Below are 21200 nucleotides of genomic sequence, written 5' to 3' on the forward strand. Positions count from 1 at the left end.
AGACCGATCGCGCCGACTCCCGGTCCGCCGCACTCGCCGTGCGCCTGCCGCGCGAGGCCGCGCAGCCACGCGGTGACGGGGCTGGTGCCCTCCCCCGCGAACGCACGGAACTCGGCGCTGACGCACGCGCGGCGGACGACCTTCTCCCCGTCCTCGGCCGTGGGGTAGGCCCCATCGAGGCCGAACAGCGAGGGGACGTACACGGTGAACCCCGCGTCCCGCACCCACCCTTCGACACGGCAGAAATCCGCACGGTCAACGACCTGGACGCGATGGCCGCACAGCTGCTGCAGGAGGTGAGCGTTGAGTCCCTCGAGGAGGCGCTTCGCGCGGGGGTTTGCGCGCCGTTGAACTTCCTGGCCGCCTCCGCGGAGGATGCGCGCATCTTCTACGCGGGTGTCAGCGTGGGGCCCGGCCACATCGCCGCCGGGCTCGACGTGGTGCGTCCGCACGAGTGCCAGGAAGTCCTCCAGGGCCTCGCGGAGCGAGGCCATGTCGTCATCACCGGCCCCAGCGGGAGCGGGAAGTCGGCGCTGCTGTGGCGCTGTGCCCGTCTGGTCGAGGCCGGCCCCCGGCTGCTGCAGGTGCTGCGGGTGGAGACCGCAGACGATGTTGAGTTGCTGGTCCGGCATGTACAGCGGGGCCGGCCTTCGGACGAGAACCGGATCGTGGTGTGCGTCGATGACGTGGGGCGGGCCCGGACAGGGGTCTGGGCTGAGGCCCGTGACCGGCTGCTGGCCCTGCCGGGTGTAGCGGTCATGGCCGCGGCGCGGCAGGAGGATCTCACCCCGGCCCTGTCCCGTGGGGCGGTGCTGGTGGACGCCGCGTTGACGTCCAGTGCGGCCCTGGAGGTCTATGAGGCCGTGAAACAGTCGGGGATGGCGGTGCAGATGGCCCGGGAGGAGGGGTAAGGCCCCTGCGCCTCCCCGGGCCGGGCAACCGTTGCACAGCAATGCTCGCCTGGCTCGCCGAAATCGGTCTGCGCTGCGCTAGTCACGTACGTCTACGCCAGAGACGAGCCTCAACGGGATCTGGCCGGATGCGGACTGGCGTGCAGTAGTGGACCTGCTGGAGCGGTTCGCAGGAGGTGGAAGCCTCGACCACTCACGCGGCAACTTCAACATCAAGCTGCCAGGTGGTGAGTGGATCCGTCGGAAGGGTCTTGGCATGCGACCGCCACACCATTTATCGTCATGCTGACATTTACCGGGCAAGGAGCTCTGCATGGCCATCAGCGAAGTCCTGGGCAATATCGTCGCGCCCTTGAACACCGTGCTGTTCGGCTTCGGCCGCGATGCGGTGACCTGGGCGGAGCTGCTCGGCTTCGCCACGGGTGCGGCCTGCGTCTGGCTGACCGTCAGGGCGAGGATCGCCAACTTTCCCGTCGGCATCGCCAATAACCTGTTCTTCCTGGTTCTGTTCTGGAGCGCCCGACTGTACGCCGACGCCGTGCTGCAGGTCGTGTACCTGATGCTGGCAGCCGTCGGCTGGTGGACCTGGCTGCGCGGCGGCGAGCGCCGCTCCGCCCGCCTGATGGGCCATGCCGCCGCGCGCACCGTCGTCGTCTTGCTGCTGCTCGCCGTACCCGCGACCTGGGGCCTGACCGTGGTGTTGACCCGCGCCCAGGACATCGCACCGTTCTGGGACGCCCTGACCACCGCGCTGTCGCTGGCCGCCCAGTGGCTGCTCAACACCAAGTCCTTTGAGAACTGGTACTTCTGGATCGCCGCGGACGTGGTCTACATCCCGCTGTACTTCGCCAAGGTGCTCTACCTGACTGGCATCGTCTACGTGCTCTTCCTGACGATGTGCCTGCTTGGAGCGCGCAACTGGCACCGGGAGCTGGCCGCCGGCCGGTCCACGGCAGCGGACCTGGTGCACGCATGACGGCCGCCTTCGACCACGGACTGGTCATCGGCAAGTTCTACCCCCCTCACGCCGGTCATCACTTCCTGGTGCGGACTGCGGCGGACAGCTGCCGTCGCGTCACGGTCGTGGTGATGGCAGCCGACGCGGAGTCGATACCGCTGGCCAACCGGGTCGACTGGCTGCGCGAGGCGTACGCGGATCGACCCCAGGTGGCCATCGCCGGCATCGTCGACAACCTCCCGGTGGACTACAACAGCGACAGCGTCTGGGCAGGGCACGTCGCCCTGATGCGTGAGGCGGTGGCCGCCGAAGCGCATGCGGCCGTCCCGGTGGACGCAGTGTTCACCTCAGAGCCGTACGGCGCCGAACTGGCGCGCCGGTTCAACGCGGCGGACGTCCGCCTGGACGCCACCCGAGAGACTTTCGCGGTCTCCGCCACCGCGGTCCGCAGCGACCCGGTGGGCCGCTGGGACGCCCTGGAGCCGCCGGTGCGGGCCTGGTTCGCCCGGCGGGTGGTGGTCCTCGGCGCCGAGTCCACCGGCACCACCACGCTCGCCCGCGACCTGGCGGAGGCACTGCATACCCGTGGCGGTCCGCATTCGCTGACCCGGTGGGTTCCCGAGTACGGGCGCGAATTGACCGTCGCCAAACTCGCGGTGGCCCGCGCGCTGGCCGCCCGCCGTGGCTTTGCGGAGCCCACTGCCGATGAGCGGGCGTTTCGGGGCTTGCCGGAGCCAGGTGCGGACGTGATCCGCGAGGTGGCGTCGATGTCCGCGCCGGTCGGCCGCACACATGTGCCCATGTGGAGCGAGTGAGCATCGATCACGCGGGAAAGCTGCTCACTCGCTCCATTGAACGTGCCTGCAACTGGCACCCATGCCTACCGCCGTACGTGACCAGGCTCGGTACGTGCGGTCGGGGCGGCCCCTCGTCAATCGGCTCGAGGCCTATTCGGCAGCGCAGGTCGTGGGCTCGGATCCAGTCGATTCCGTAGACCTCGTGTCGGTGCTCTCGCCCTTCCTGCCAGCCTCGATGGGGGCGTAGCGACGCCGTTGAAGCTCATCGCGTTCGCTGTCCGGAATCGTCATCGACTCGGCAAGCACGGCAGCGAGCGCGTCCACGTGGGTGTTGTCGATGTCAGCGTGGAAGTGCCACCGGATATTCTCGTCGCGCGTGATGAGGTCGATCGCCGAGCGCGCGCTTTTGTCCTGTGTGGTTGCTGCTCGGACGTATCGCACCTGGTCGATCGGGACAACTTGACCGATCTCGCCTTGCTCAAGGAAGGCGTTCGTCTTGGCCGTGATGATGCGTCGATCCGTGACGGCGACCAGTGTCTTGGCCGGGGCCTTGTCCCACGCTGCCGTGAACATCTCCTTCGCTCCCCCGAGGATCGCAGAAATGGGATCAGGGGCATCGAGCTGCTCGGGGAAGCCGAGAACACGTAGGGTCTCACCGTCCTCGAGGAACCACCGCAGGATGCGAAGGAACGGCTCGGGAGCCAGCGATTTGGGTGCGCAGACGACGCCCGGAGCCTCGAGTGGAGGGGCTGGCGGATGGAGAGCGTTGGCAAGAGGCTCGATCGCCTCCAGAAGACGGGCGGAGAATTGGCGGGCTGCGTTGGAGTCCCTCCGCTTCCCCGACAGCGGCAGTGTGTCGCGTCCGGGCAGCTCGGCGATGATTCGTAGCTCCCGCGTCAGCGAGTCGACGAGGCTCGTCGTCTCGGCGAGAGCGGAGTCGAGCTCTGCGCGAGTGTCGCGCGCAATGATGTCGACGAGCCGCGTCTCGCCGGTGTCGTCGGGTCCAGCGGCGCGCGCCCGCGCGGCGTGGAGCGCTTGATAACCGGTCCATGCCTTGAGGGAAGACAGCAGGGCGTTGGCGTCGAAGAAGATCGCCGCGGCGTTCGTCTGGAGATACTCACGGCGGCCACGTAGGTTGAGCTCATGGATCTGCCCGATGTGGTCGCGGACGTTGAGGCGGTACAGCTCCAGCTGCTTGCCCAGGTCCGCCTCCTTGTCCGCGACCTTGTGCCACAAGGTGGTGGGGACCGACTCGACTTCTCGGGCGTGGTCGACTGCGCGATCGACGGTGGCGACGAGGCCCGTCAGTTCGGCCCACTGCTCGTTGCGGATGGTGGTCAGTACCTGGCTTGTCAGCGCGATGTTGGTCCTGACAAGGCCCGTGACCTCGCTCAACTGCATCTGAAGGCCGATCATGGCCAGCGTCGGCCCGATGGAAGCCGCGCCCTGCACCGCGCTCACCTCAGCCACGGGGACGAAGCGGGCCTGAGCGATGAAGCGGCTGGAGGAGATCACCGTTCCGAGGTTCGCGCCGTCCTTGACGGCGAGCGTCGCGCCGGCCCTCAGTAGAGCCTGTGTCGCGTCGCTGATCCTGTAGAGCCCCTGTGCGCTGGCGAATGCGTTTGTGAGCTGGCCGGCCACGGTCGCCGCGTTCCCGATCGAGGCGAGGACTGTGGAGATGCGCTTGCGGTCGGCCGCTGGCACGAGCCCGAAGTCGAGCAGATCGGGCTTGAGTTCCGTCGGGACCTCACCGAAGACGACAGCAACCCCTGGGAGCACCTCCGCCAGGACCGTCGATGGTGTCGTTGAGCCGATGTCCGAGTCGGGTGTCGGATCGTCCACCACAGGTGAGTCGGCGGTATTGCTCTGGCCATTCTCCTCAGGCTCGGCGATCTCCGTCGAGTCCGAAGGGTCCTGCATGCGATCTCCTCCCCGCGGGGCGCGCAACGGCCAGACGTCGTCGGCGTTCACTGCCGAAGTCTACGGCTCGGCGCCCTGCGGTTCAGTCCGAAAAGCTCGAACATCACGGGACGACCTACGACCGGTCGGTGGCCGGCTTCAACACCACCCAGAGCATCACCCTGGGCACCATCAGCGCATTCGGAGCCTCCCACGTCCACGCCGTCCTGTATGCCACCCAAACCGACGGCACGCTCAAGACGTATGCCGGCAACTACACCGTGGCCGATGGCATCCTCGTGGGCGCCTCGATCCGCCAGACCAGCTGACAGTCAGTGGGAGCTCCTCCCGCCAGGCTCCGCTGACGGCGAGAGGCAGTTCCCAGAAGAGCCTCGCCGAGCGGTCCCCAGGTGCCGCGGTGGTAGACGGCGCTCGTCGCGAACAGCAGCCAGGCGGTGATCGAGTACACGGTGCAGGCCAGGACCGCCTGCTGAGTACCGGCCAGGCACATGAGTACGACGCCCGCGCTCAGTGAACCGTTTTCATCCTGTCCTGCAGGGGTGATGGTGCAGGTCAACGGGGTGGTGTGACGAGGCGAGGCTCCTGGTCGTTGCGGTGGTGTTCTCTACGCACCACGCTTCGTCCGAGGAGCCTCGCTTGGTCCCGTATCGTGCCACGCTCGACGTCCCTCATGAGCTGGTCGAGCATGTCTCGTGGCTCATCTATGCCCGAAGGTGTGAACGCGGCACGCGGTGGCGCAAGCTGGGCTGCTTCCAGCAGGCCCTGCTGGCGCTGGTGCATCTGCGCAAGAACGAGACGCTGCCCCAGCTCGCGGCGGGATTCGGGATCTCCACCGCGACCGCCTGGCGGTACGTGGACGAGACCCTCGAGGTCCTGGCCTCCTGGGCGCCCGGCCTGCAGGAGGCTCTCGTCGGCCTGGGCGAAGGGAACTCCGTCATCGTCAACGGAACGCTCATCCCCATCGACCGCGTCGCCGCGGACGAGCCATACTACTCCCAGAAACACCGGAAGCACGGCATGAACGTCCAGGTCGTCGCGCGTCCGGACGGCACCCCGCTGTGGTTCTCCCGTGCAACCCCGGGCCGCCCCCACGACCTGACTGCGGCCCGCGCTCACGGCATCGTCCAAGCCTGCCTCACCCGGCAGATCCTCGTGCTCGCGGACCGCGCCTACCAGGGTGCCGGCGCCACCTTCCGCAGCCCGTACTACCACCACAGCGAACAACCCGAGCACTACCAGCAGTTCAACCGCGACCACGCCCGACTCCGTGCCCCCGGCGAGCGCGCCTTCGCCCAGCTCAAGACGTGGCGGCTCCTGCGGCGAGCCCGCTGTTCCACCCGCCGCGTCGGCACGGCAGTCCAAGCCGTCCACACCCTGCTGACCTGCACATACTCAGGATGAAAACGGTTCAATGAGCGGATACAGGTCGCACGTTGCCAGTGCCTTTGCTGGTGCCATGATGGGGTATCCATTGGGGCTCTTCTGGAGGGGGCGCTGGCTTGCCGGGAGAGCCTATTGGCATCGGGCGTGGGAAAGCGTAGGCCACGAATACTGGCATAGGACCCTCGGGTACTAGCCACAGCAATTCGACGGGTCGTACTCGCCGAATAGCCCTGAACGGGGTCAAGTAGTCGACCGGTGAGGTGGCGCTGGACACCTCACCGGTCGACCATCTCAGCGGATGGGGAAAATGAGCAAGGTATCGCTATTTCTTCTGGGGCTCACGATTGGCCTGTCGATGGCAGAACTCGTAGTCGACAGACAGGGTCGCCTTGGGAAGCCAGTAGGGGACCGACTCAAGGCTTTGGCGGCTCTTGCCGCGATCGCTGCGATCATTGCGTACGTGGTCACGTCGTGACCAGTAGTCATCCTCGGCGCTGCTGACGCGTGCCGATGTTTCACCATGGGTAAAGTGCCGCCAATGAGGTGCTTAGATCGGAAGCTGGCGCCATTGCAATCGGCGGGCGTAAAATGGGGCAAATTTCACTAGAGATCTTTAAAGGTGCGGGTTATCGCAACCAACGCCGTCGGCGTCGAGCCACGGCACGTAGCCCTTCCACCCTTCCGAACCGGGACATGGCCGTGGGCTCGCGCCTCAGCACAATTCGAGAACGCTCCGGCCCACTTCTCTCCTGGCGGCACCCACGGCTCCCCTTCCGGCTCTGCTTCTACCTCGACATCGAATACGCCAGCCACTGAGGTTTTCTCAGAGGCTAAGTTCAACGTCTCTGCGGGATCAGGCGTGGACCACTTCGAATTGCGCGGCTTTCGCCGGTAGGGAGTTACACCGGGTCCGGCAGGTCCATGAGCGCGAGTTTGGCCGGGTCGACCACGGCGGTGATCTCGGTCATGTGGCCGTCGGCGACGGTGAAGGCGAGACGGGAGAGCGGGGCGCCCTCCTTGCTCCAGGAGATGACGCCGGGGCGGCCATTGACGGTCGCCGCATGTCCTCGTGCCACGCTGCCGGCCACTCGCGCGCGGGTGGCGACTTCAGTGGCTCCGAGCGTGACGAACGTGCCGTTCGGGGTGTGGACGGTGAACTTCACTTCGGGGTGGAGGACCTGCAGCAGCTGCTCGAACTGACCGTCGCGGGCCGCGGCCAGGAAGGCTTGGACCACCTCGTGTTGTTGTCGCCCGGCGCTTGCCGGCTGCTGGGCGGCTTGTATTCTCCTGCGGGCGCGGCTGGCGAGCATTTTGGTCGCGTCGGCGGATTTGCCGAGAATGGTGCCGATCTCCGCGAAGGGCACGGCGAACACGTCGTGCAGCACGAACGCCAACCGTTCGTCAGGGCGCAGCGAGTCGAGGACCGTGAGAAGCGCGAGGCCGACGGAGCCCCCGAGTGTCACGAGGTCTTCCGGAGCAGGAGCGTCGTCGAGCGTCACGGTGAATTCGGGTAGCTGGTCGTCGAAGGAGACTGCTGGGCGCATCCGGCCCGACCGCAGGACATCGAGGCTGATGCGGCCGACCACGGTGGTCAGCCAGCCGCCGAGGGGCGCTGTCCGGCTGCGGCCCGGCTCGGGGCTCGCCGCTGCCCGCCCCAGGCCCCCACCCTGGACAGGTCAAGCCTGGGGCAGACACCCCACCACCACTTCCCCTCCACTCCCCCCAACCCCGATGGGAAAACCTCCGATGAGCACCGCCACCACCAGCCTATGTCGTCATGGCTCGCCGAGGGCGTGCCCTGACGGTCGGGCGGATGAGTGATGTCAGGCGGTCTGCTTCTGCGGGTGCAGGTCGAGTGCGATGTGCGGGGCGAGCGCGTGCAGGAAGTCTGAGGCGTCGAAGATCTCGCCGGCGGAGGCAACGCCGAGGGTCTTGATGTGGCCGGTCAGGACGCGTTCGAGGGCCTCCGTGACAAGGGGCGCGGTGACGGCGTAAATGTCCCGTCCGCTGGCCGTGGCCCGGCGTTCGGATCCGTGCGAGCGCACGACCACGTCGACGAGGAAGGTCTGGTCCGAGCGCCCGCTCTTGTCGGCGGCGGTCGGGGCTGGCGTATGGGCGGCGGCGACGTCGCGGACCGCCTCGGCGGTCATGTAGGTGGTCACGTCGGGGATGGACAGGTGCTGGGGGACGGTGACGACGTCCGCCATCGTGAACTCTCCGATCACCGGCCGGGGTCCCATCGGATCCGGGAAGCTCCACTCCAGGGTGGGTGCGGCGTCGGTACGGTGCTCCCACTGTCCGCCGCTGTAGCGCAGGCGGTTGGCGCCGCGCCGCTCGCGGGAGACCGCGCCCGAGAGCCGGGTGCCGGCGGTGGGGTGCCAGCTGCTGAGCGCGTAGGCGATGTGTGCCTCGTCGGCTTCGGTCCAGTCGCCCATCGCCGTGGTGGCCAGCAGGTCGCCGAGACCGCCGAAGAAGGCCATGGCCGGGACGATCACCGCTCCCGCGTCCCGGGCCCGCTTGGAGTAGTGGACGAAGGTGTCGAGGTTTGCCTCGAGTTCGGCGGCCACGTCCAGGTACGGGATCCCCGCGCGCAGCGCGGCCTCGATCACGGGGCCGGCGGTCGAAGCGAAGGGGCCGGCGCAGTTGATGACCGCCGCCGTTCCCGCCAGGGCCCGGTCCAGGGAGGCCGGGTCCTCGACCGACGCCACACGGGCCTGCAGCCCGTGCTCGCCGGCGAGTTCCTCCAAAGCCTGCGCGTTGCGTCCGGACGGCACCGGGACGAACCCACGCGCGGCCAGCTCCGCAACCACGAACCGCCCGGTGTGACCGTACGCGCCGAACACCGTCACCAGCTGAGCTGACCCCATGAGATGGCTCCCCGTGCACTCGAACACCCGCTGCGATGTCGATCCGCAGCGGCTTGACACCCTCATCCTGTCCTCGGAGCAGCACTCCGCACGAGCGTCGGAAACGACATGCCACGTACAGTTTCGGACATGCCCGCTGTCGCGCTGGCCGTCACCGACGGCATGCTCCACTACGAACTGTCCGTGGCTATCGAGGTCTTCGGAGCCGACCTGACCCACATCCTCGACCCCTGGTACGACTTCTCCCTCTGTGGAAACGGTCCGGTGCGCGTCGACCGCCTCCGTGTGGAACCCGACCACGGACTCGACCACCTCGCGCACGCGGACACGGTGATCGTCCCCGGCTGGGCCGACACGGATCGCGAACCACCCGCCGAGCTGGTCGAGGCAGTGCGCGCCGCTCACACGGTCGGCGCCCGCGTGGCCTCACTGTGCACGGGCGCCTTCGTCCTGGGCGCGGCAGGACTGCTCGACGGCAGACGCGCTACCACACACTGGGCCCACACGCGGGAACTGGCCCGGCGCCACCCAGCGGCCACCGTCGATCCAGACGTCCTCTACGTCGACAACGGTGACGTCCTCACCTCCGCGGGCAAGGCCGCCGCCATGGACCTGTGCCTGCATCTGGTCCGCCTCGACCACGGCTCGGCCATCGCCAACAAGATCGCCCGCCGTCTCGTCATCCCGCCGCACCGCGACGGCGGCCAGGCCCAGTTCATCGCAACCCCCGTACCCGCCCCGGGGAACCACCCTCTGGGCGAGCTCTTCCCCTGGGCGCTGGAGCGACTGGACCAGCCGCTCACCGTAGAGGATCTCGCCCGCCAGGCCCGCATGAGCTCACGCAACCTCGGCCGCCACTTCAAGCACCTCACCGGGACCACGCCACTGCAGTGGCTCCACACCCAGCGCATCCGCCACGCCCAGGAACTGCTTGAGACCACCAACGCCACCGTGGACACCATCGCCGTGGCCACTGGCATGGGCACCGCCACCACCCTGCGCCGACACTTCCACCGCAGCGTCGGCGTCCCACCCGCCACCTACCGCCGCACCTTCCGCCCCTGAGGAGTAGTCCCAAGGCCCCACCAGGCAATCGAACCGGGCCGCGGCACGGTGCTGTCCGAAGTGCTGAACAACCGCTGCCCAAACTCGGGTTCTGGCACAACTTCTGTGGACCTGTTGCGGAGCGTGACTGGTGACGGCCCCGGTGGCGTGCGCCGGTGAGCGATCGTGCAGGCTGGACACATGGCCAGTCGCGTTTGCGAAGTACCTCGCCCATCTTGATCGACTTTCCGGAGGATGGAGCCCCGCTTCTTCCCTGTCGAGTCGACCAAGCAGGGGCTGCGGGGCGTGACGGAGATCGTTTACGACAACCTGCCGGACGGGCTTCTCACGACGCTCACCTACGGCTTGTCGCTGGCGGAGCATCCCGATTGACAGCACGGCTCGCCGGAACTCTGCCTCAGCGTGAACTCGACCAACGTGATCTGGGCCCACGCCGTGGGCTTCCTCGCCGAGCAGCTCCGTGGAACCTGCCCATTCAGTTACGGCAGCACGATCAACTTCGGTGAGCGCATCGTGCCCGAGTCAGAGATGACGGCCTTCTGTGTGTTCGCGCCGCTGGTCCTCGACAGAGACGACTACCTGGGCATCGACGTCGGCCTTCCGGGACACGAGGGCCACGACGTGATCAACATCCAAGGGATGTACCCCATCCACGGGGACTGTAAATCGTTCGGTGTAACTCCCGATCAAGGAGGATGCATCGATGACCAGTGAGAACGTGGCCGAGGCCGAGGCTGTCGAGCCGTCTGAGTCGAGGCCGTCGAAGGCGGTGGACGACCGGCTGATCGACGAGCTGGTGTCCCGAGCCCAGGCCGAGAACCTGCAGCTGACCGGCGAAGGCGGGCTGCTGCAGCAGCTGACGAAGCGGCTGCTGGAGTCCGCCCTGGAGGGCGAGATCACCGATCACCTCGGCTATGACATGATCCGGCCGGGAAGAACGGCGGCAACAGCCGTAACGGCACCCGCGCCAAGACCGTCCTGACGGACGTCGGGCCGGTGGAGATATCCGTGCCCCGAGACCGCGACGGATCGTTCGAGCCGAACATCGTCAAGAAGCGGCAGAAGCGCCTGACCGGCGTGGACGAGATGGTCATCTCCCTGTCCGCGAAGGGCTTGACCACGGGGCGAGGTCCAGGCCCACCTGTCGGAGGTCTATGGCGCCGAGGTCTCCCGCCAGACGATCTCGACGATCACCGACAAGGTCATGGACGGCATGGCCGAGTGGCAGAACCGCCCGCTCGACGCGGTATATCCGGTGGTCTTCATCGACGCCATCCACGTGAAGATCCGCGACGGCGCGGTGGCCAACCGGCCGATCTACGTGGCACTGGCCGTCACCACCGAGGGCCGGCGCGACATCCTCGGGCTGTGGGCCGGCGACGGCGGCGAGGGCGCCAAGCACTGGATGCACATCCTCACCGAGATCAAGAACCGCGGCGTCAACGACGTCCTCATGCTCGTCTGCGACGGCCTCAAGGGCCTGCCCGACGCGGTCGAGACCGTCTGGCCCCGCACGGTCGTCCAGACCTGTGTGGTCCACCTGCTGCGGAACTCCTTCCGCTATGCCGCCCGCCAGGACTGGGACAAGATCGCACAGCTTCTCAAGCCCGTCTACACAGCCGTGACCGAGGAAGCCGCTCTCGAGCGGTTCGCGGAGTTCGCCGATGCCTGGGGCCGGAAGTATCCGGCGATCGTGAAGCTGTGGGAGAACGCGTGGGAGGAGTTCACCCCGTTCCTGCGATTCGACACCGAGATCCGCCGCATCGTCTGCACCACCAACGCGATCGAGTCCGTGAACGCCAGGATCCGGCGGGCGGTCAAGGCCCGCGGACACTTCCCGAACGAGCAGGCCGCGTTGAAGTGCGTCTACATGGCCATCATGTCGCTCGACCCCACCGGCAAGGGCCAGGCCCGCTGGACCAGCCGCTGGAAGACCGCACTGAACGCCTTCGACCTCACCTTCGACGGCCGGCTCTCAGCCGCCCGTCAGTAACCCAACCACCCTGATTACACCGTTCGTTTGGCCCTGTCTCACATTCGGTGGTGACGGAGAGTTGTGAGGGTCGTTGACACTGGCATGAAGGATGTCAACGAGGCTGTGCGGATGGTGTTTTCGGGTCTTGCCCCGCTGGTCATAGAGGATGTTGCCGACGAGGGCGAGTGGATCGTGGTGCGGGCACGGACGCCGCAGGGCAGCGGGGTCTGTCCGGTGTGTGGGGCGTCGTCGGGGCGGGTCCACGGCTATCAGTTGCGGACGGTGGCCGACGTGCCGGTCGACGGCCGGCGGGTGGTGGTCCCCGTGTGCGGGTGCGGCGCTTTGTGTGTCCCACACGCGGCTGCCGGCAAACCTTCCGCGAGCAGATGCCCGGAGTGCTGGAGCGTTACCAGCGCCGCACCGCCCGTCTGACCAAGCAGGTCAAGGCTGTGGTCAAAGAGTTAGCGGGCCGGGCGGGATCACGTTTGCTGGCGACACTCGCGGTGGGCCTGTCGCGCCACACGGCCCTGCGCGCCCTGCTGCGCATCCCGTTGCCCACCGGGCGGACGCCGCGTGTGATCGGCGTCGACGCCTTCGCTCTGCGCCGGCGGCACCGCTATGCCACCGTGGTGATCGATGCCGAGAGCCATAAGCGGATCGACGTTCTGCCCGACCGCACCGCCGACACGCTGGAAGCTTGGCTGCGCGAGCATCCGGGCGTCGAGGTCGTGTGCCGTGACGGCTCGGCGACCTACGCCGAGGCCATCCGCCGCGCCCTGCCCGACGCCGTGCAGGTCGCGGACCGGTGGCATCTGTGGCACAACCTGTGTGAAGCCGCTCTGAGCGAGGTGAAGGCACACAGCACCTGCTGGGCCGCCGTGCTGGACGCACCGATCTACGACGGGCCCCGCGCCCAGACGACCCTGGAACGCTGGCACCAGGTCCACGGCCTGCTCGGCCAGGGCGTGGGTCTGCTCGAATGCGCCCGCCGCCTGCAGTTGGCCCTGAACACCGTCAAGCGCTACGCGCGTGCCGACCGGCCCGAGCGGATGCTCCGCGTCCCCAAGTACCGTGCCGGCCTCGTCGACGCCTACCGCGAGCACCTGCGCAAACGCCGGGCCGAGGACCCCGCCGTCCCCGTCCAGCACCTCTTCGAAGAGATCAAAGCCCTCGGCTTCACCGGCTGCCTCAACCTCCTGCACAAATACATCAACCAGGGCCGTGCGGACGCCGACCGCAGCCACATCTCCCCGCGCCGACTCTCCCGGATGATCCTCACCAGGCCCGACCACCTCAAGACCGAGCACCACGACCTCCTGGCCCGGCTCACCGCAGCATGCTCCGAGATGACCCAACTGGCCTCCGCCATCCAAAACTTCACTCAGCTCCTGACGCCGTGCGCAGGAAACGCCGACGGGCTCTTGCGCTGGATCGTCCAGGTCCGCGCAGCCGATCTGCCCCATCTGCACGCCTTCACCCGGGGCCTGGAACGAGACCGCGACGCCGTGATCGCCGCGCTCACGCTTCCGTACAGCAACGGTCCCACCGAGGGCGTCAACACCAAGACCAAGCGGATCGCGCGCCAGATGCACGGACGCGCAGGCTTCACCCTTCTTCGCCACCGCATCTTCCTCGGATAGCGGCACGCTCCGTCACCACCGAATGTGAGACAGGGCCGTTCATTTGACAGACCCGGGAGGGACTGCTGAAGCCACACCCCGCGTCCGCTCGGTGAGGAGCGGGCATCATCGCGTCCGCCTCCGATGCTCCAGTCGACCGCCGCCGCCCATGCTCGGCGCCCCCACCGAGGACATCCCCCCGGTCCGCGTCCCTCTCACCCGCCCACGCCCACACCAACTCGACCGGCCCCCTGAGCTACGCGCCGGGCGAAAGATCACACCACCCGGCTGCCTCCACCCCACAGTGGTGACGATGCTGAACCGAGTAGCCGTCCTGTCCGACATTCACGGAGTCCTGCCGGCCCTGGAGGCAGTACTCGCCGAACCAGACGTCAGCACCGCCGAACCACATCGTGCTCACCGGCGACATCACCGCCGGCCCGCTACCGGCCCAGGTTCTCGACTTGCTGACCAGCCCCGGCAACCGCGTCATCTGGATCAGCGGCAACACCGACCGCGAACTCCTCGAATACCGCCGGGGGCAACGCGAGACGATCCCCGACCCGATCGCCCCCTGGGCAGCCGAACAGCTCCGCGAAGACCATCTCGACCTTCTCAGCTCGCTTCCACAATCACTCTCCCTGCTCGTGAACGGCCTGGGAAAGGTGCTGTTCTGCCATGCCACCCCCCGCGACGACGAGGAGGTCGTCCTCGTCGACTCCCGCCTCGACCGCTGGAGGACGTCGTCAACGGACTCGACACCGACATCCGCACCGTGGTCTGCGGCCACACCCACATGCCGTTCGTCCGCCTCGCCCACGGCCGACTCGTGATCAACCCAGGCAGCATCGGCATGCCCTACGAACACAACCGGAGCACACTGGGCCCTCCTGGGCCCCGGCATCGAACTCCGCACCACCCACTTCGACCCCAAGCCGCCACCACCCAGCTCAGCCAGAACTCCACCTACCCCCACATCACCGCATGGGCCGACCACTTCCTCCACGCCCGCGCGACCGACGCCGACGCCCTCATCGCCTTCGCCTCACGAGACGGACGCGACCACACCCCGTGACATCCGCTCCCCACCCCCAACACGGGGCAGCCGAACACCGACAACACAACCAACGACGCCTCCCCATCCCCAAGGCCGGTCCCGCACTCCCCTCGGCGACAGCGAGACCGTCCCCGACGCTCTGCTGAAGGGCATTTCCAACGCCCACGACGCCGGCTTCAGTAGTGCGGGCCTTCAAAGGAGGTGCAGCGATCCGCCATAGGTCTCGAAGGCCTGCGGCGCCTGCGCCCGCCGCTCCGACCGCGCGCCCACACCCGCCGGACGTCCTCAACCAACCCTCGCACAGCGGCTCCTACTGGGGCGCCGCAATACGCCCGCGGCTGCCGTTCGTCCTGGACGGCACCGGCTCCGCCGCCCCAAGCCAGGGCCGTGAGTGCGCCCACAGCAGCCCAGCATTGCGCACGGGAGGGCCCGCGCTGCAGGCGTGCCTTCGGTGCGCGGCCGGACGTCACCGCACCGGCCTGATCGGGTGTGCGAAAGCCCCTCACGTCACGGGGACGTAAGGGGCTTTGCTGGTCTCCCGCCGGCCGGACAGGGGTACCGTTCCCAGTGGACGCTAGGAATGGAGCCAGTATGCCCCACTACGCCGACACCGCGGGGAGTACGGAGAGCAACGGGCAGCGTCTCGCCCGTCTCCGCGCGCGCCACCGCTGGACACAGCAACGCCTGGCCACCGAAGCCGGGTACTCTCTCGCCACCGTGCGAGCCTACGAACAAGGGCGCCGCAGCCTGGACCGCTCCGCTGTAGTTCTGGCTTTCGCCCGCGCCCTGGACTGTCATCCCACCGAGATCACTGGCGGGCCGTACATGCCCGTCTCCAACGACAGCGAGGGGCAGGCCGCTGTCGCTGCTGTCGCCGGGGTGCGCCGCGCGCTGCTGCGCCACGGCCGCCCGACCAGGCCGGCCGAGCATGAAGTCGCCGCGGTGGACCTGCCAGAGCTGCGGCGCCGTGTCGCTGAGGCCAACGCGTTCCGGCAGGCGGCGGCGCTGGCGAAGTCCGGTTCGATCCTTCCGACGCTGCTGCGTGACCTGCAGGTTGCTGCCGAGGTGCTGGGCGGCGACCAGCGGCGGGAAGCGTTCGGGCTGCTCGCCTCCGGCTACGAGTGCGCCATGCAGTACCTGTACAAGCTTGGCCACACCTCGGATGCCACCCTGGCGACGGAGCGGGTGCTGTGGTCGGCGCGCGAGACGGGGGACCCGCTGCGGGTGCTGGCCGCGCAGTGGTACGACTCCGGGGAGTTCCTGGCGATCGGCGAGCACGATGAGGCCGGCGCCATCATCGACGGGGCGCTCACCGAGCTGGGTGCGGTGCGCGAGCAGCGGCCGGAAGTGGTGTCCCTGCGGGGCGCGTTCCACCTGAAAGCGGCACTGAACTCGGCGCGTGCGGCGAACCCGCAGCAGGCCGAGCAGCACTGGGAGAAGGCCCGCGACCAGGCGGAGGAGCTGGGTAGCGACCGCAACGACTACCAGCTGCAGTTCGGGCCGGCCAACGTGGCGATCTGGGGTGTGAGTCTGCCGGTGGAGCTCGGCCGGGGCCGTGTCGCCGTCGACCGGGCCGACCGGGTGCGGCTGCCCAAGCAGTTCAGCCCGGAGCGGCACTCCCACCACTTCATCGACGTCGGCCGCGCCCATTTCTACAACGGGCAGCGTGAGCAGGCGCTGGGTGCGTTTCTGCGGGCGGAGCGGCTGGCGCCGCAGGCGACAAGGATGCACGCGGGTGTGCGGGAGACCGTGGGCACGATGATCCGCACGCAGAAACGTGGCGAGCTGGTCGAGCTGGGCATCCGCCTCGGCGTGGTCTGAACGCCCGCAAGTCCTACGTTCTGTAGCACTTGTGTCACCCCCTGGTCATTACGGTCGTGTGAGTAGGCGTCACGGACCTTTCTGGCCAGGGGGTTTCCCATGAGAACCGCGCCACCCAAGGCGTACATCTACGACCGTTGCGTGACGGATAGCCGGGCGACGCTGGAGCTGCGGCTCGCGGCGCTCGGCGAGTACGTCACCGAGCGGGGGTGGCAGGACGGCGGCCGCTTCGTCGACTACGGCGACGACGCCCTCACCAGTGATGCCCGGCCGCAGTTCGATGAGCTGCTCCACGCGGTGCACGAGGCGTCCGGTGAGGACCGGGTGTGCCTGGTGTTCGACTGGGGCCGCCTGTCCCACGACGCCGACCACCGGCAGGACTTCGCCCGCCGTGTCCTCGGCGCGGGCGCGTGGCTGGCGACCGTCGGCGGGGACTCCATCCGCTTGAGCGCGGTCTCCACCGGCCGACTGACGGACGGGCCGGTGATCGCGTGAGACGTCTGGAGCCGTTAGGCCCCGCCGTGACTGGGCTTCTGGCAGCCGGTCACCTCGCCGCGTTCACCCTCCTCGGCATCACCATCTACGACGACACCGCGCGCTCCGGTACGAGCGCGAGCACGCCGGACACGCCGCTGACCCAGCCGGACCCGCCGCCCGTACCGGGCGGCGCGTAGACCGGCGCTGGCCGCGCGCGTGACCCCCTGCCGCGCACGGCCGGCGTCTTCAACCCACCCTCGTTCTTCGACCCGTGGAGAAGACATGACGGCACCACAGCTGCTCAGATTCAAGGGCCACCCCGTCCCGTACATCGCCGCCTGGAGCAGCGAGACCGTTCCGCTGCCGCGCGTGCTGGCCGGGCCGGGCGGGATTGGCCTGGTGGGGCACGCCCGTGACACGGACGGTGTGCTGTGGCGGCCGTTCGGGCTGCGGGCCGGCGTGGGCCGCCCGGAGTACGGCACGGTGCACGGGCCGCGGCAGCGCCGGTGTATGCGTCGGCTGCTGTGCCAGGTGTGCGGCGGCCCCGCGGACCGTGACGAGCAGGGTGTGTTGTGGCTGCTGGAGGACAACCGGGGTGAGCCGGGATGGCCCGAGCAGGAGATGACCACCCATCCGCCGGTGTGCTCGCCGTGTGTGGCGCTGGCCGCCGATGTGTGCCCGCACCTGCGGAGCAAGGTTGTGGCCGTGCGGGTCCGGCGGCCCGTCGTCGACGCGGTGTACGGGCAGCGGTACTTCTCCGAGCGGGATGCCCCGATTCCTGGCCGGCGGGACGTTGTCCTGTTGGGTGATCCGGCCGCGCGGTGGGTGATCGGCGGCCGGCTCGCCGCGTCGCTGATGGATGCGACGGTCGTGGGGCTGCCCGAGCTGCGTGCCGAGGCCGGCGCTCGCGTTTCCGGGTGAGCGGCGCTGTGTTGAAGCTCCGGCCTGGTGGCTACGCCCCCGTTGCGCCACCAGGCCGGGACACCCCCTCTGACTTGCGGTTTTGTGGAAAAAGTTCTTGACCCCAACCTGGGTGCCTGAATGAGAGCAGGTGGGAGGGGGTGGGAGCCCCCCGAAGCCTCCGGTCAGCCGCCCGGCCGACCGGCACACCAACCCTGAAGGGGAGACCATCGTGGCAGCTGAGCTGACACAGACCGGCACCACCCGCGAGCCCTGGGGCGCCAGCCGCCTGGGCCACTACACCGACACGGCGACGGTGCCGGCGTTCACCGCGGTCCTCGACCCGGAGACGCAGACCGCCCTCCTGGTCGACGAGAACGGCCGGACCGTGGAGATGGGCAAGCACGGCACCAGTACCAGCTCCACCAGCTCCACGTCGACGTCCGGTGACGGCTCCACGCCGGGCGGCGGCAGCGACAGCGACTCCGTCCAGAGCAACGACCAGGACTGAGGTGAGCTGACGTGAGTAAGCGCCACCGGCCCGTGCTGGTCGTGACGAACCTTCTGGACGAGAGCGCCGATGTGGTGATCCGCGTCCTGAACGCCCGCGCGGTGCCGGTGGCGCGGCTCGACCCCGGCGTGGACGTGTGCGACGGCGGCGCCGTCGCGGCCACGCTCGGGCCTGCCGGGATGCAGGGTCACATCACCACCGGGACCCGCCGCATCGAACTGGGCGACGTACGGTCGGTGTACTGTCGTCGCCCCACGGCCTACAGCCCGCCCGCCGGCCTAGAAGGCGCGGCGGCGGACTGGACCGTGCACCAGTTCCGGTGGGGCATGGGCGGCGTCCTCGCCGCCCTGCCCCGCTGCCTCTACCTCAACCACCCCTTACGCAACCGCACCGCCGAATACAAGCCGTCGCAGCTCACGGTGGCCCACCAGGTGGGCCTGGCCACGCCGGCGACACTGATCACCACCGACCCGCAAGCGGCCAGGGAGTTCTGCGCCACCCAGCCCGGCGGCGCGATCTACAAGCCGCTGTGGACCAGCCCCTACCCGGACAAGGAGGGCCGGGCGCGGACGGTGTGGGTGTCCGTCGTCGACGCCGGCGACGTCACCGACGCCGTGCAGGTGTGCCCGCACCTGTTCCAGGCGAAGGTTCCCAAGGAGTTCGACGTCCGGCTCACGGCGGTCGCTGACAAGCTGTTCGCGGTGCGCATCGACATCGACGGCAGCCACCTGGACTGGCGCAAGGACTACTCCCAGCTCCACTACGCGGCCGTGCCCGTGCCCGTCGGCGTCGCCGGCGGCATCCGCGCGTACCTGCACGAATTCGGCCTGACCTACGGGGCGTTCGACTTCGCCGTCACAGGCGACGGCCAGTGGACGTTCCTTGAGTGCAACCCCAACGGTCAGTGGGCGTGGTTCCCCGAGGAGATCCGCGATCCGATCGCGCAGGCCCTGGCCGACCAACTGCAGAAAGGTCTCTCGTGACGACATCGCAAGCCCTGCGGGACGCCTTGGCCGACCGGCTCAAGGCGTCCGGCGATCTCGACGACCCGGCGTGGGAGCGCGCCGCGCGGGACGTGCCCCGCGAGGTGTTCGTCCCCGACGGGTTCATGCGGGTGCTGCCCGGCACCCACCCCACCCTGTACAAGCCGGTCACGCCGGCATGCGAGGGCTGGCTGGAGGGCGTGTACGACGACGCCACCCTGATCACCCAGCTCGACGGGCACCTGCGCGCGGTCGACGTGGCCGCGCCCACGGGCGGCGACCCCACATCGTCGTCGACGCTGCCGTCGCTGGTGCTGCGCATGTGGCAGCAGCTCGGCGTGAGAAGCGGCCAGAGGGTGTTGGAGATCGGCACCGGCACCGGCTACTCCACGGCGCTGGGCTGCCACCGGCTCGGCGACGCCAACGTCACCTCCGTCGAGGTCGATAGAGGCAACGCCGAGCGGGCCGCCGCCGCGTTGAAGCATCTCGGGTACGCGCCGACCCTGCTCGTCGGTGACGGCCTGGACGCGACGGTCATCGACGGCGACTACGACGCGCTGATCGCCACGTGCGCGGTGCGGCACGTCCCGTACGGCTGGCTGGACCAGGTCGGCGACGGCGGGACCGTGCTGGTCACCCTCGGCGGGTGGATGGGCGCCTACGGTCTGGTGAAGCTGACGGTCACCGGCCGCGGGCACGCCACCGGCCGGTTCCTGCCCGGCACCACTTCGTTCATGATGGCCCGCCCGCACAGCAGGCCCCCGCGGCCGCCGCTGGTTCTGCTGCCCGGCCAGGCCACGACCGCCGAGTGGCCGCCCGTGCAGCTGGACGACTGGACGGGCCGGTGGGTGGCGCAGCTCGCCGCGCCGTCCGCCGAGCGGCTCGGCGGTGGGGAGGTTCAGGTGCTGTCCGACGTCGCCACCGGCTCCCTGGCCTACTTCGGCGTGGACGGTGAAGGCCGCACGCAGGTCACCCAGCGCGGCCCTATCCCGTTGTGGGACCGGGTGGAGGACGCCCTGTCGGAGTGGGACACGGCCGGCGCCCCCCACCAGTCGGGTTTCGGCATGACGATCACACCGGAGGCGCAGACGGTGTGGATCGGCGACGAGAGGGGACCGTCGTGGAGGCTGCCGGTATGAGCGGGGAGGTGCGGACACACCCCGAGCGGGCGGCGTACGGTACCGGTAGCACGGCCATAGCGCGGAAGGGGACTCCCATGCGGCTGCAGTTCGACGAGCAGGAGAAGCCGGCGATCCTGGAGCAGGCCGCACAGGCCGAGGAGGCGGGCGAGCAGATGCTGGCCGACTCTCTTCGGGGCATGGCCGAGAACGGTGTGGACCTCAAGGGTGACTGGGAGACGCTGCGCGTGGAGCTGTACGCCACGCACGGCATCGACGTCACCGGAGGCGGCGGGGATGCCTGTGTCGCCTAGGCACTCGCCGCGGCGGGCGCAGATTGCCTTCACCCCTGAGTGTGAGCCTGCTCTGCGCAAGCTGAGCGTGGCCGAGCTGGTGCGCCTGGACCGGGCGCTGGTGACCATCTCCTTGGACCCGTGGATCGGGCAGGAGAGGCCGTCACGTGCGGGTCACGTGCCGCTGCGGGAGTACATCGAAGGCTCCGCCCGCGTCATCTACCACGTCACCGTCCTCGGCTCGGTCGTCATCGTCGCCTACCTCGAGGTCTGACCGCCCCCACTGCTGCCCCACCCTCCCGGTGCCCCCGTCCGGGAGGGTGGTGCTTCCTTATGACGGCAAGAAGCCGCCGGTGCCCTGCAGCGCATCCTCACGCTGACCACCGCCATCTGGCACAACGACCAGAGCGGACAGCCCGTCCTGCGCTCACTGACCGCCTATGACCACTAAAAGGGTGTTGCAGAAGGCCATGAACTGGGCATCTCCGTTGTATGGCTGGGGTGTTGAGGGCCGAGCGGGTGTGGGTGGAGACGTTCACGGGCCT

Annotated in this window: 19 protein-coding genes and 6 pseudogenes; 20 read left to right on the plus strand and 5 right to left on the minus strand. The window is 68.7% G+C overall.

The window, feature by feature from the left end; translation table 11 throughout:
- Window positions 1–224: pseudogene (locus ACIPM1_RS32685) on the minus strand (dienelactone hydrolase); the annotation flags it as partial.
- Between the two features lie 48 nt (window positions 225–272).
- Between ACIPM1_RS32685 and ACIPM1_RS32690 the strand changes: the two are divergent.
- The 3 genes from ACIPM1_RS32690 to ACIPM1_RS32700 all read left to right on the plus strand — a co-directional run bounded on the left by ACIPM1_RS32690 (window position 273) and on the right by ACIPM1_RS32700 (window position 2684).
- Entirely contained in the window at window positions 273–911 is a 639-nt protein-coding gene (locus ACIPM1_RS32690) for a hypothetical protein (protein WP_402440837.1), read from the plus strand.
- A 313-nt stretch (window positions 912–1224) separates the two neighbouring features.
- Window positions 1225–1887: a nicotinamide riboside transporter PnuC gene (gene pnuC / locus ACIPM1_RS32695; protein ID WP_402440839.1), complete on the plus strand. Its 663-nt coding sequence runs from the start codon at window positions 1225–1227 to the stop codon at window positions 1885–1887.
- The gene (locus ACIPM1_RS32700) at window positions 1884–2684 is read left to right on the plus strand and encodes an AAA family ATPase (protein WP_402440841.1); all 801 of its coding nucleotides are present in this window, start codon (window positions 1884–1886) and stop codon (window positions 2682–2684) included. Before pnuC ends, ACIPM1_RS32700 begins: the two co-directional genes overlap by 4 nt.
- A 132-nt stretch (window positions 2685–2816) precedes the next feature.
- Here ACIPM1_RS32700 and ACIPM1_RS32705 read toward each other — a convergent pair whose 3' ends face one another.
- Complete coding sequence (locus ACIPM1_RS32705; protein ID WP_402440843.1) at window positions 2817–4637, minus strand: hypothetical protein; 1821 nt, start codon at window positions 4635–4637, stop codon at window positions 2817–2819.
- Between the two features lie 77 nt (window positions 4638–4714).
- Between ACIPM1_RS32705 and ACIPM1_RS32710 the strand changes: the two genes are divergently transcribed.
- On the plus strand, window positions 4715–4894 hold the full coding sequence (locus ACIPM1_RS32710; RefSeq protein WP_402440845.1) for a hypothetical protein: 180 nt from the start codon (window positions 4715–4717) through the stop codon (window positions 4892–4894).
- Between the two features lie 53 nt (window positions 4895–4947).
- Here ACIPM1_RS32710 and ACIPM1_RS32715 read toward each other — a convergent pair.
- A pseudogene (locus ACIPM1_RS32715) lies at window positions 4948–5076 on the minus strand (hemolysin III family protein); the annotation flags it as partial.
- Window positions 5077–5222: 146 nt separating this feature from the next.
- Here ACIPM1_RS32715 and ACIPM1_RS32720 point away from each other — a divergent pair.
- Entirely contained in the window at window positions 5223–5987 is a 765-nt protein-coding gene (locus ACIPM1_RS32720) for a transposase family protein (protein WP_402440847.1), read from the plus strand.
- Window positions 5988–6868: 881 nt separating this feature from the next.
- Here ACIPM1_RS32720 and ACIPM1_RS32725 read toward each other — a convergent pair.
- Window positions 6869–7576: pseudogene (locus ACIPM1_RS32725) on the minus strand (sigma factor-like helix-turn-helix DNA-binding protein); the annotation flags it as partial.
- A 216-nt stretch (window positions 7577–7792) separates the two neighbouring features.
- Entirely contained in the window at window positions 7793–8836 is a 1044-nt protein-coding gene (locus ACIPM1_RS32730; RefSeq protein WP_402440849.1) for a saccharopine dehydrogenase family protein, read from the minus strand.
- Between the two features lie 129 nt (window positions 8837–8965).
- Between ACIPM1_RS32730 and ACIPM1_RS32735 the strand changes: the two genes are divergently transcribed.
- From ACIPM1_RS32735 to ACIPM1_RS32805, 15 genes and pseudogenes are all read left to right on the plus strand, one after another.
- Window positions 8966–9901 carry a helix-turn-helix domain-containing protein gene (locus ACIPM1_RS32735; protein WP_402440851.1) on the plus strand — a complete coding sequence of 312 codons (936 nt, stop codon included), beginning with the start codon at window positions 8966–8968 and terminating at the stop codon, window positions 9899–9901.
- A 234-nt stretch (window positions 9902–10135) separates the two neighbouring features.
- The gene (locus ACIPM1_RS32740; RefSeq protein ID WP_402440853.1) at window positions 10136–10273 is read left to right on the plus strand and encodes a hypothetical protein; all 138 of its coding nucleotides are present in this window, start codon (window positions 10136–10138) and stop codon (window positions 10271–10273) included.
- A gap of 30 nt (window positions 10274–10303) precedes the next feature.
- Window positions 10304–10615, plus strand: coding sequence for a hypothetical protein (locus tag ACIPM1_RS32745; protein WP_402440854.1), 312 nt, complete (start codon window positions 10304–10306; stop codon window positions 10613–10615).
- Window positions 10605–11894 (plus strand): annotated as a pseudogene (locus tag ACIPM1_RS32750) (IS256 family transposase). Before ACIPM1_RS32745 ends, ACIPM1_RS32750 begins: the two are co-directional and overlap by 11 nt.
- A gap of 84 nt (window positions 11895–11978) precedes the next feature.
- Window positions 11979–13516 (plus strand): annotated as a pseudogene (locus ACIPM1_RS32755) (ISL3 family transposase).
- Window positions 13517–13808: 292 nt separating this feature from the next.
- Window positions 13809–14570: pseudogene (locus tag ACIPM1_RS32760) on the plus strand (metallophosphoesterase family protein).
- Between the two features lie 573 nt (window positions 14571–15143).
- Window positions 15144–16373, plus strand: a complete 1230-nt coding sequence (locus ACIPM1_RS32765; RefSeq protein ID WP_402440856.1) for a helix-turn-helix domain-containing protein — start codon at window positions 15144–15146, stop codon at window positions 16371–16373.
- Window positions 16374–16472: 99 nt separating this feature from the next.
- A complete protein-coding gene (locus ACIPM1_RS32770; RefSeq protein WP_402440859.1) occupies window positions 16473–16868 on the plus strand; it encodes a recombinase family protein in 396 nt (131 codons plus the stop codon).
- A 26-nt stretch (window positions 16869–16894) separates the two neighbouring features.
- Window positions 16895–17047, plus strand: coding sequence for a hypothetical protein (locus ACIPM1_RS32775; protein WP_402440861.1), 153 nt, complete (start codon window positions 16895–16897; stop codon window positions 17045–17047).
- Window positions 17048–17132: 85 nt separating this feature from the next.
- The gene (locus ACIPM1_RS32780) at window positions 17133–17771 is read left to right on the plus strand and encodes a hypothetical protein (RefSeq protein ID WP_402440863.1); all 639 of its coding nucleotides are present in this window, start codon (window positions 17133–17135) and stop codon (window positions 17769–17771) included.
- 211 nt (window positions 17772–17982) lie between these two features.
- Entirely contained in the window at window positions 17983–18261 is a 279-nt protein-coding gene (tgmA, locus tag ACIPM1_RS32785; RefSeq protein WP_402440865.1) for a putative ATP-grasp-modified RiPP, read from the plus strand.
- Window positions 18262–18272: 11 nt separating this feature from the next.
- Window positions 18273–19244, plus strand: a complete 972-nt coding sequence (tgmB, locus tag ACIPM1_RS32790; protein WP_402440867.1) for an ATP-grasp ribosomal peptide maturase — start codon at window positions 18273–18275, stop codon at window positions 19242–19244.
- On the plus strand, window positions 19241–20383 hold the full coding sequence (gene tgmC / locus ACIPM1_RS32795; RefSeq protein ID WP_402440869.1) for an ATP-grasp peptide maturase system methyltransferase: 1143 nt from the start codon (window positions 19241–19243) through the stop codon (window positions 20381–20383). The genes tgmB and tgmC overlap by 4 nt, the downstream gene beginning before the upstream one ends.
- Before the next feature lie 77 nt (window positions 20384–20460).
- Entirely contained in the window at window positions 20461–20676 is a 216-nt protein-coding gene (locus tag ACIPM1_RS32800; RefSeq protein ID WP_402440871.1) for a hypothetical protein, read from the plus strand.
- Window positions 20677–20743: 67 nt separating this feature from the next.
- Entirely contained in the window at window positions 20744–20929 is a 186-nt protein-coding gene (locus ACIPM1_RS32805; RefSeq protein WP_402440873.1) for a hypothetical protein, read from the plus strand.
- The last annotated feature ends 271 nt before the right edge of the window (window positions 20930–21200 follow it).

The organism is Streptomyces sp. NPDC086766 (assembly GCF_044746005.1).
In the GTDB taxonomy this organism is placed as follows: Bacteria; Actinomycetota; Actinomycetes; order Streptomycetales; family Streptomycetaceae; genus Streptomyces.

What these genes read in the sequence shown, in the direction of transcription:
- ACIPM1_RS32690 (WP_402440837.1), top strand. Translation starts at nt 273, where the DNA reads ATGGCCGCACAGCTGCTGCAGGAGGTGAGCGTTGAGTCCCTCGAGGAG.
- pnuC (WP_402440839.1), top strand. Translation starts at nt 1,225, where the DNA reads ATGGCCATCAGCGAAGTCCTGGGCAATATCGTCGCGCCCTTGAACACC.
- ACIPM1_RS32700 (WP_402440841.1), top strand. Translation starts at nt 1,884, where the DNA reads ATGACGGCCGCCTTCGACCACGGACTGGTCATCGGCAAGTTCTACCCC.
- ACIPM1_RS32730 (WP_402440849.1), bottom strand. Translation starts at nt 8,836, where the DNA reads ATGGGGTCAGCTCAGCTGGTGACGGTGTTCGGCGCGTACGGTCACACC.
- ACIPM1_RS32735 (WP_402440851.1), top strand. Translation starts at nt 8,966, where the DNA reads ATGCCCGCTGTCGCGCTGGCCGTCACCGACGGCATGCTCCACTACGAA.
- ACIPM1_RS32740 (WP_402440853.1), top strand. Translation starts at nt 10,136, where the DNA reads ATGGAGCCCCGCTTCTTCCCTGTCGAGTCGACCAAGCAGGGGCTGCGG.
- ACIPM1_RS32765 (WP_402440856.1), top strand. Translation starts at nt 15,144, where the DNA reads ATGCCCCACTACGCCGACACCGCGGGGAGTACGGAGAGCAACGGGCAG.
- ACIPM1_RS32770 (WP_402440859.1), top strand. Translation starts at nt 16,473, where the DNA reads ATGAGAACCGCGCCACCCAAGGCGTACATCTACGACCGTTGCGTGACG.
- ACIPM1_RS32780 (WP_402440863.1), top strand. Translation starts at nt 17,133, where the DNA reads ATGACGGCACCACAGCTGCTCAGATTCAAGGGCCACCCCGTCCCGTAC.
- ACIPM1_RS32800 (WP_402440871.1), top strand. Translation starts at nt 20,461, where the DNA reads ATGCGGCTGCAGTTCGACGAGCAGGAGAAGCCGGCGATCCTGGAGCAG.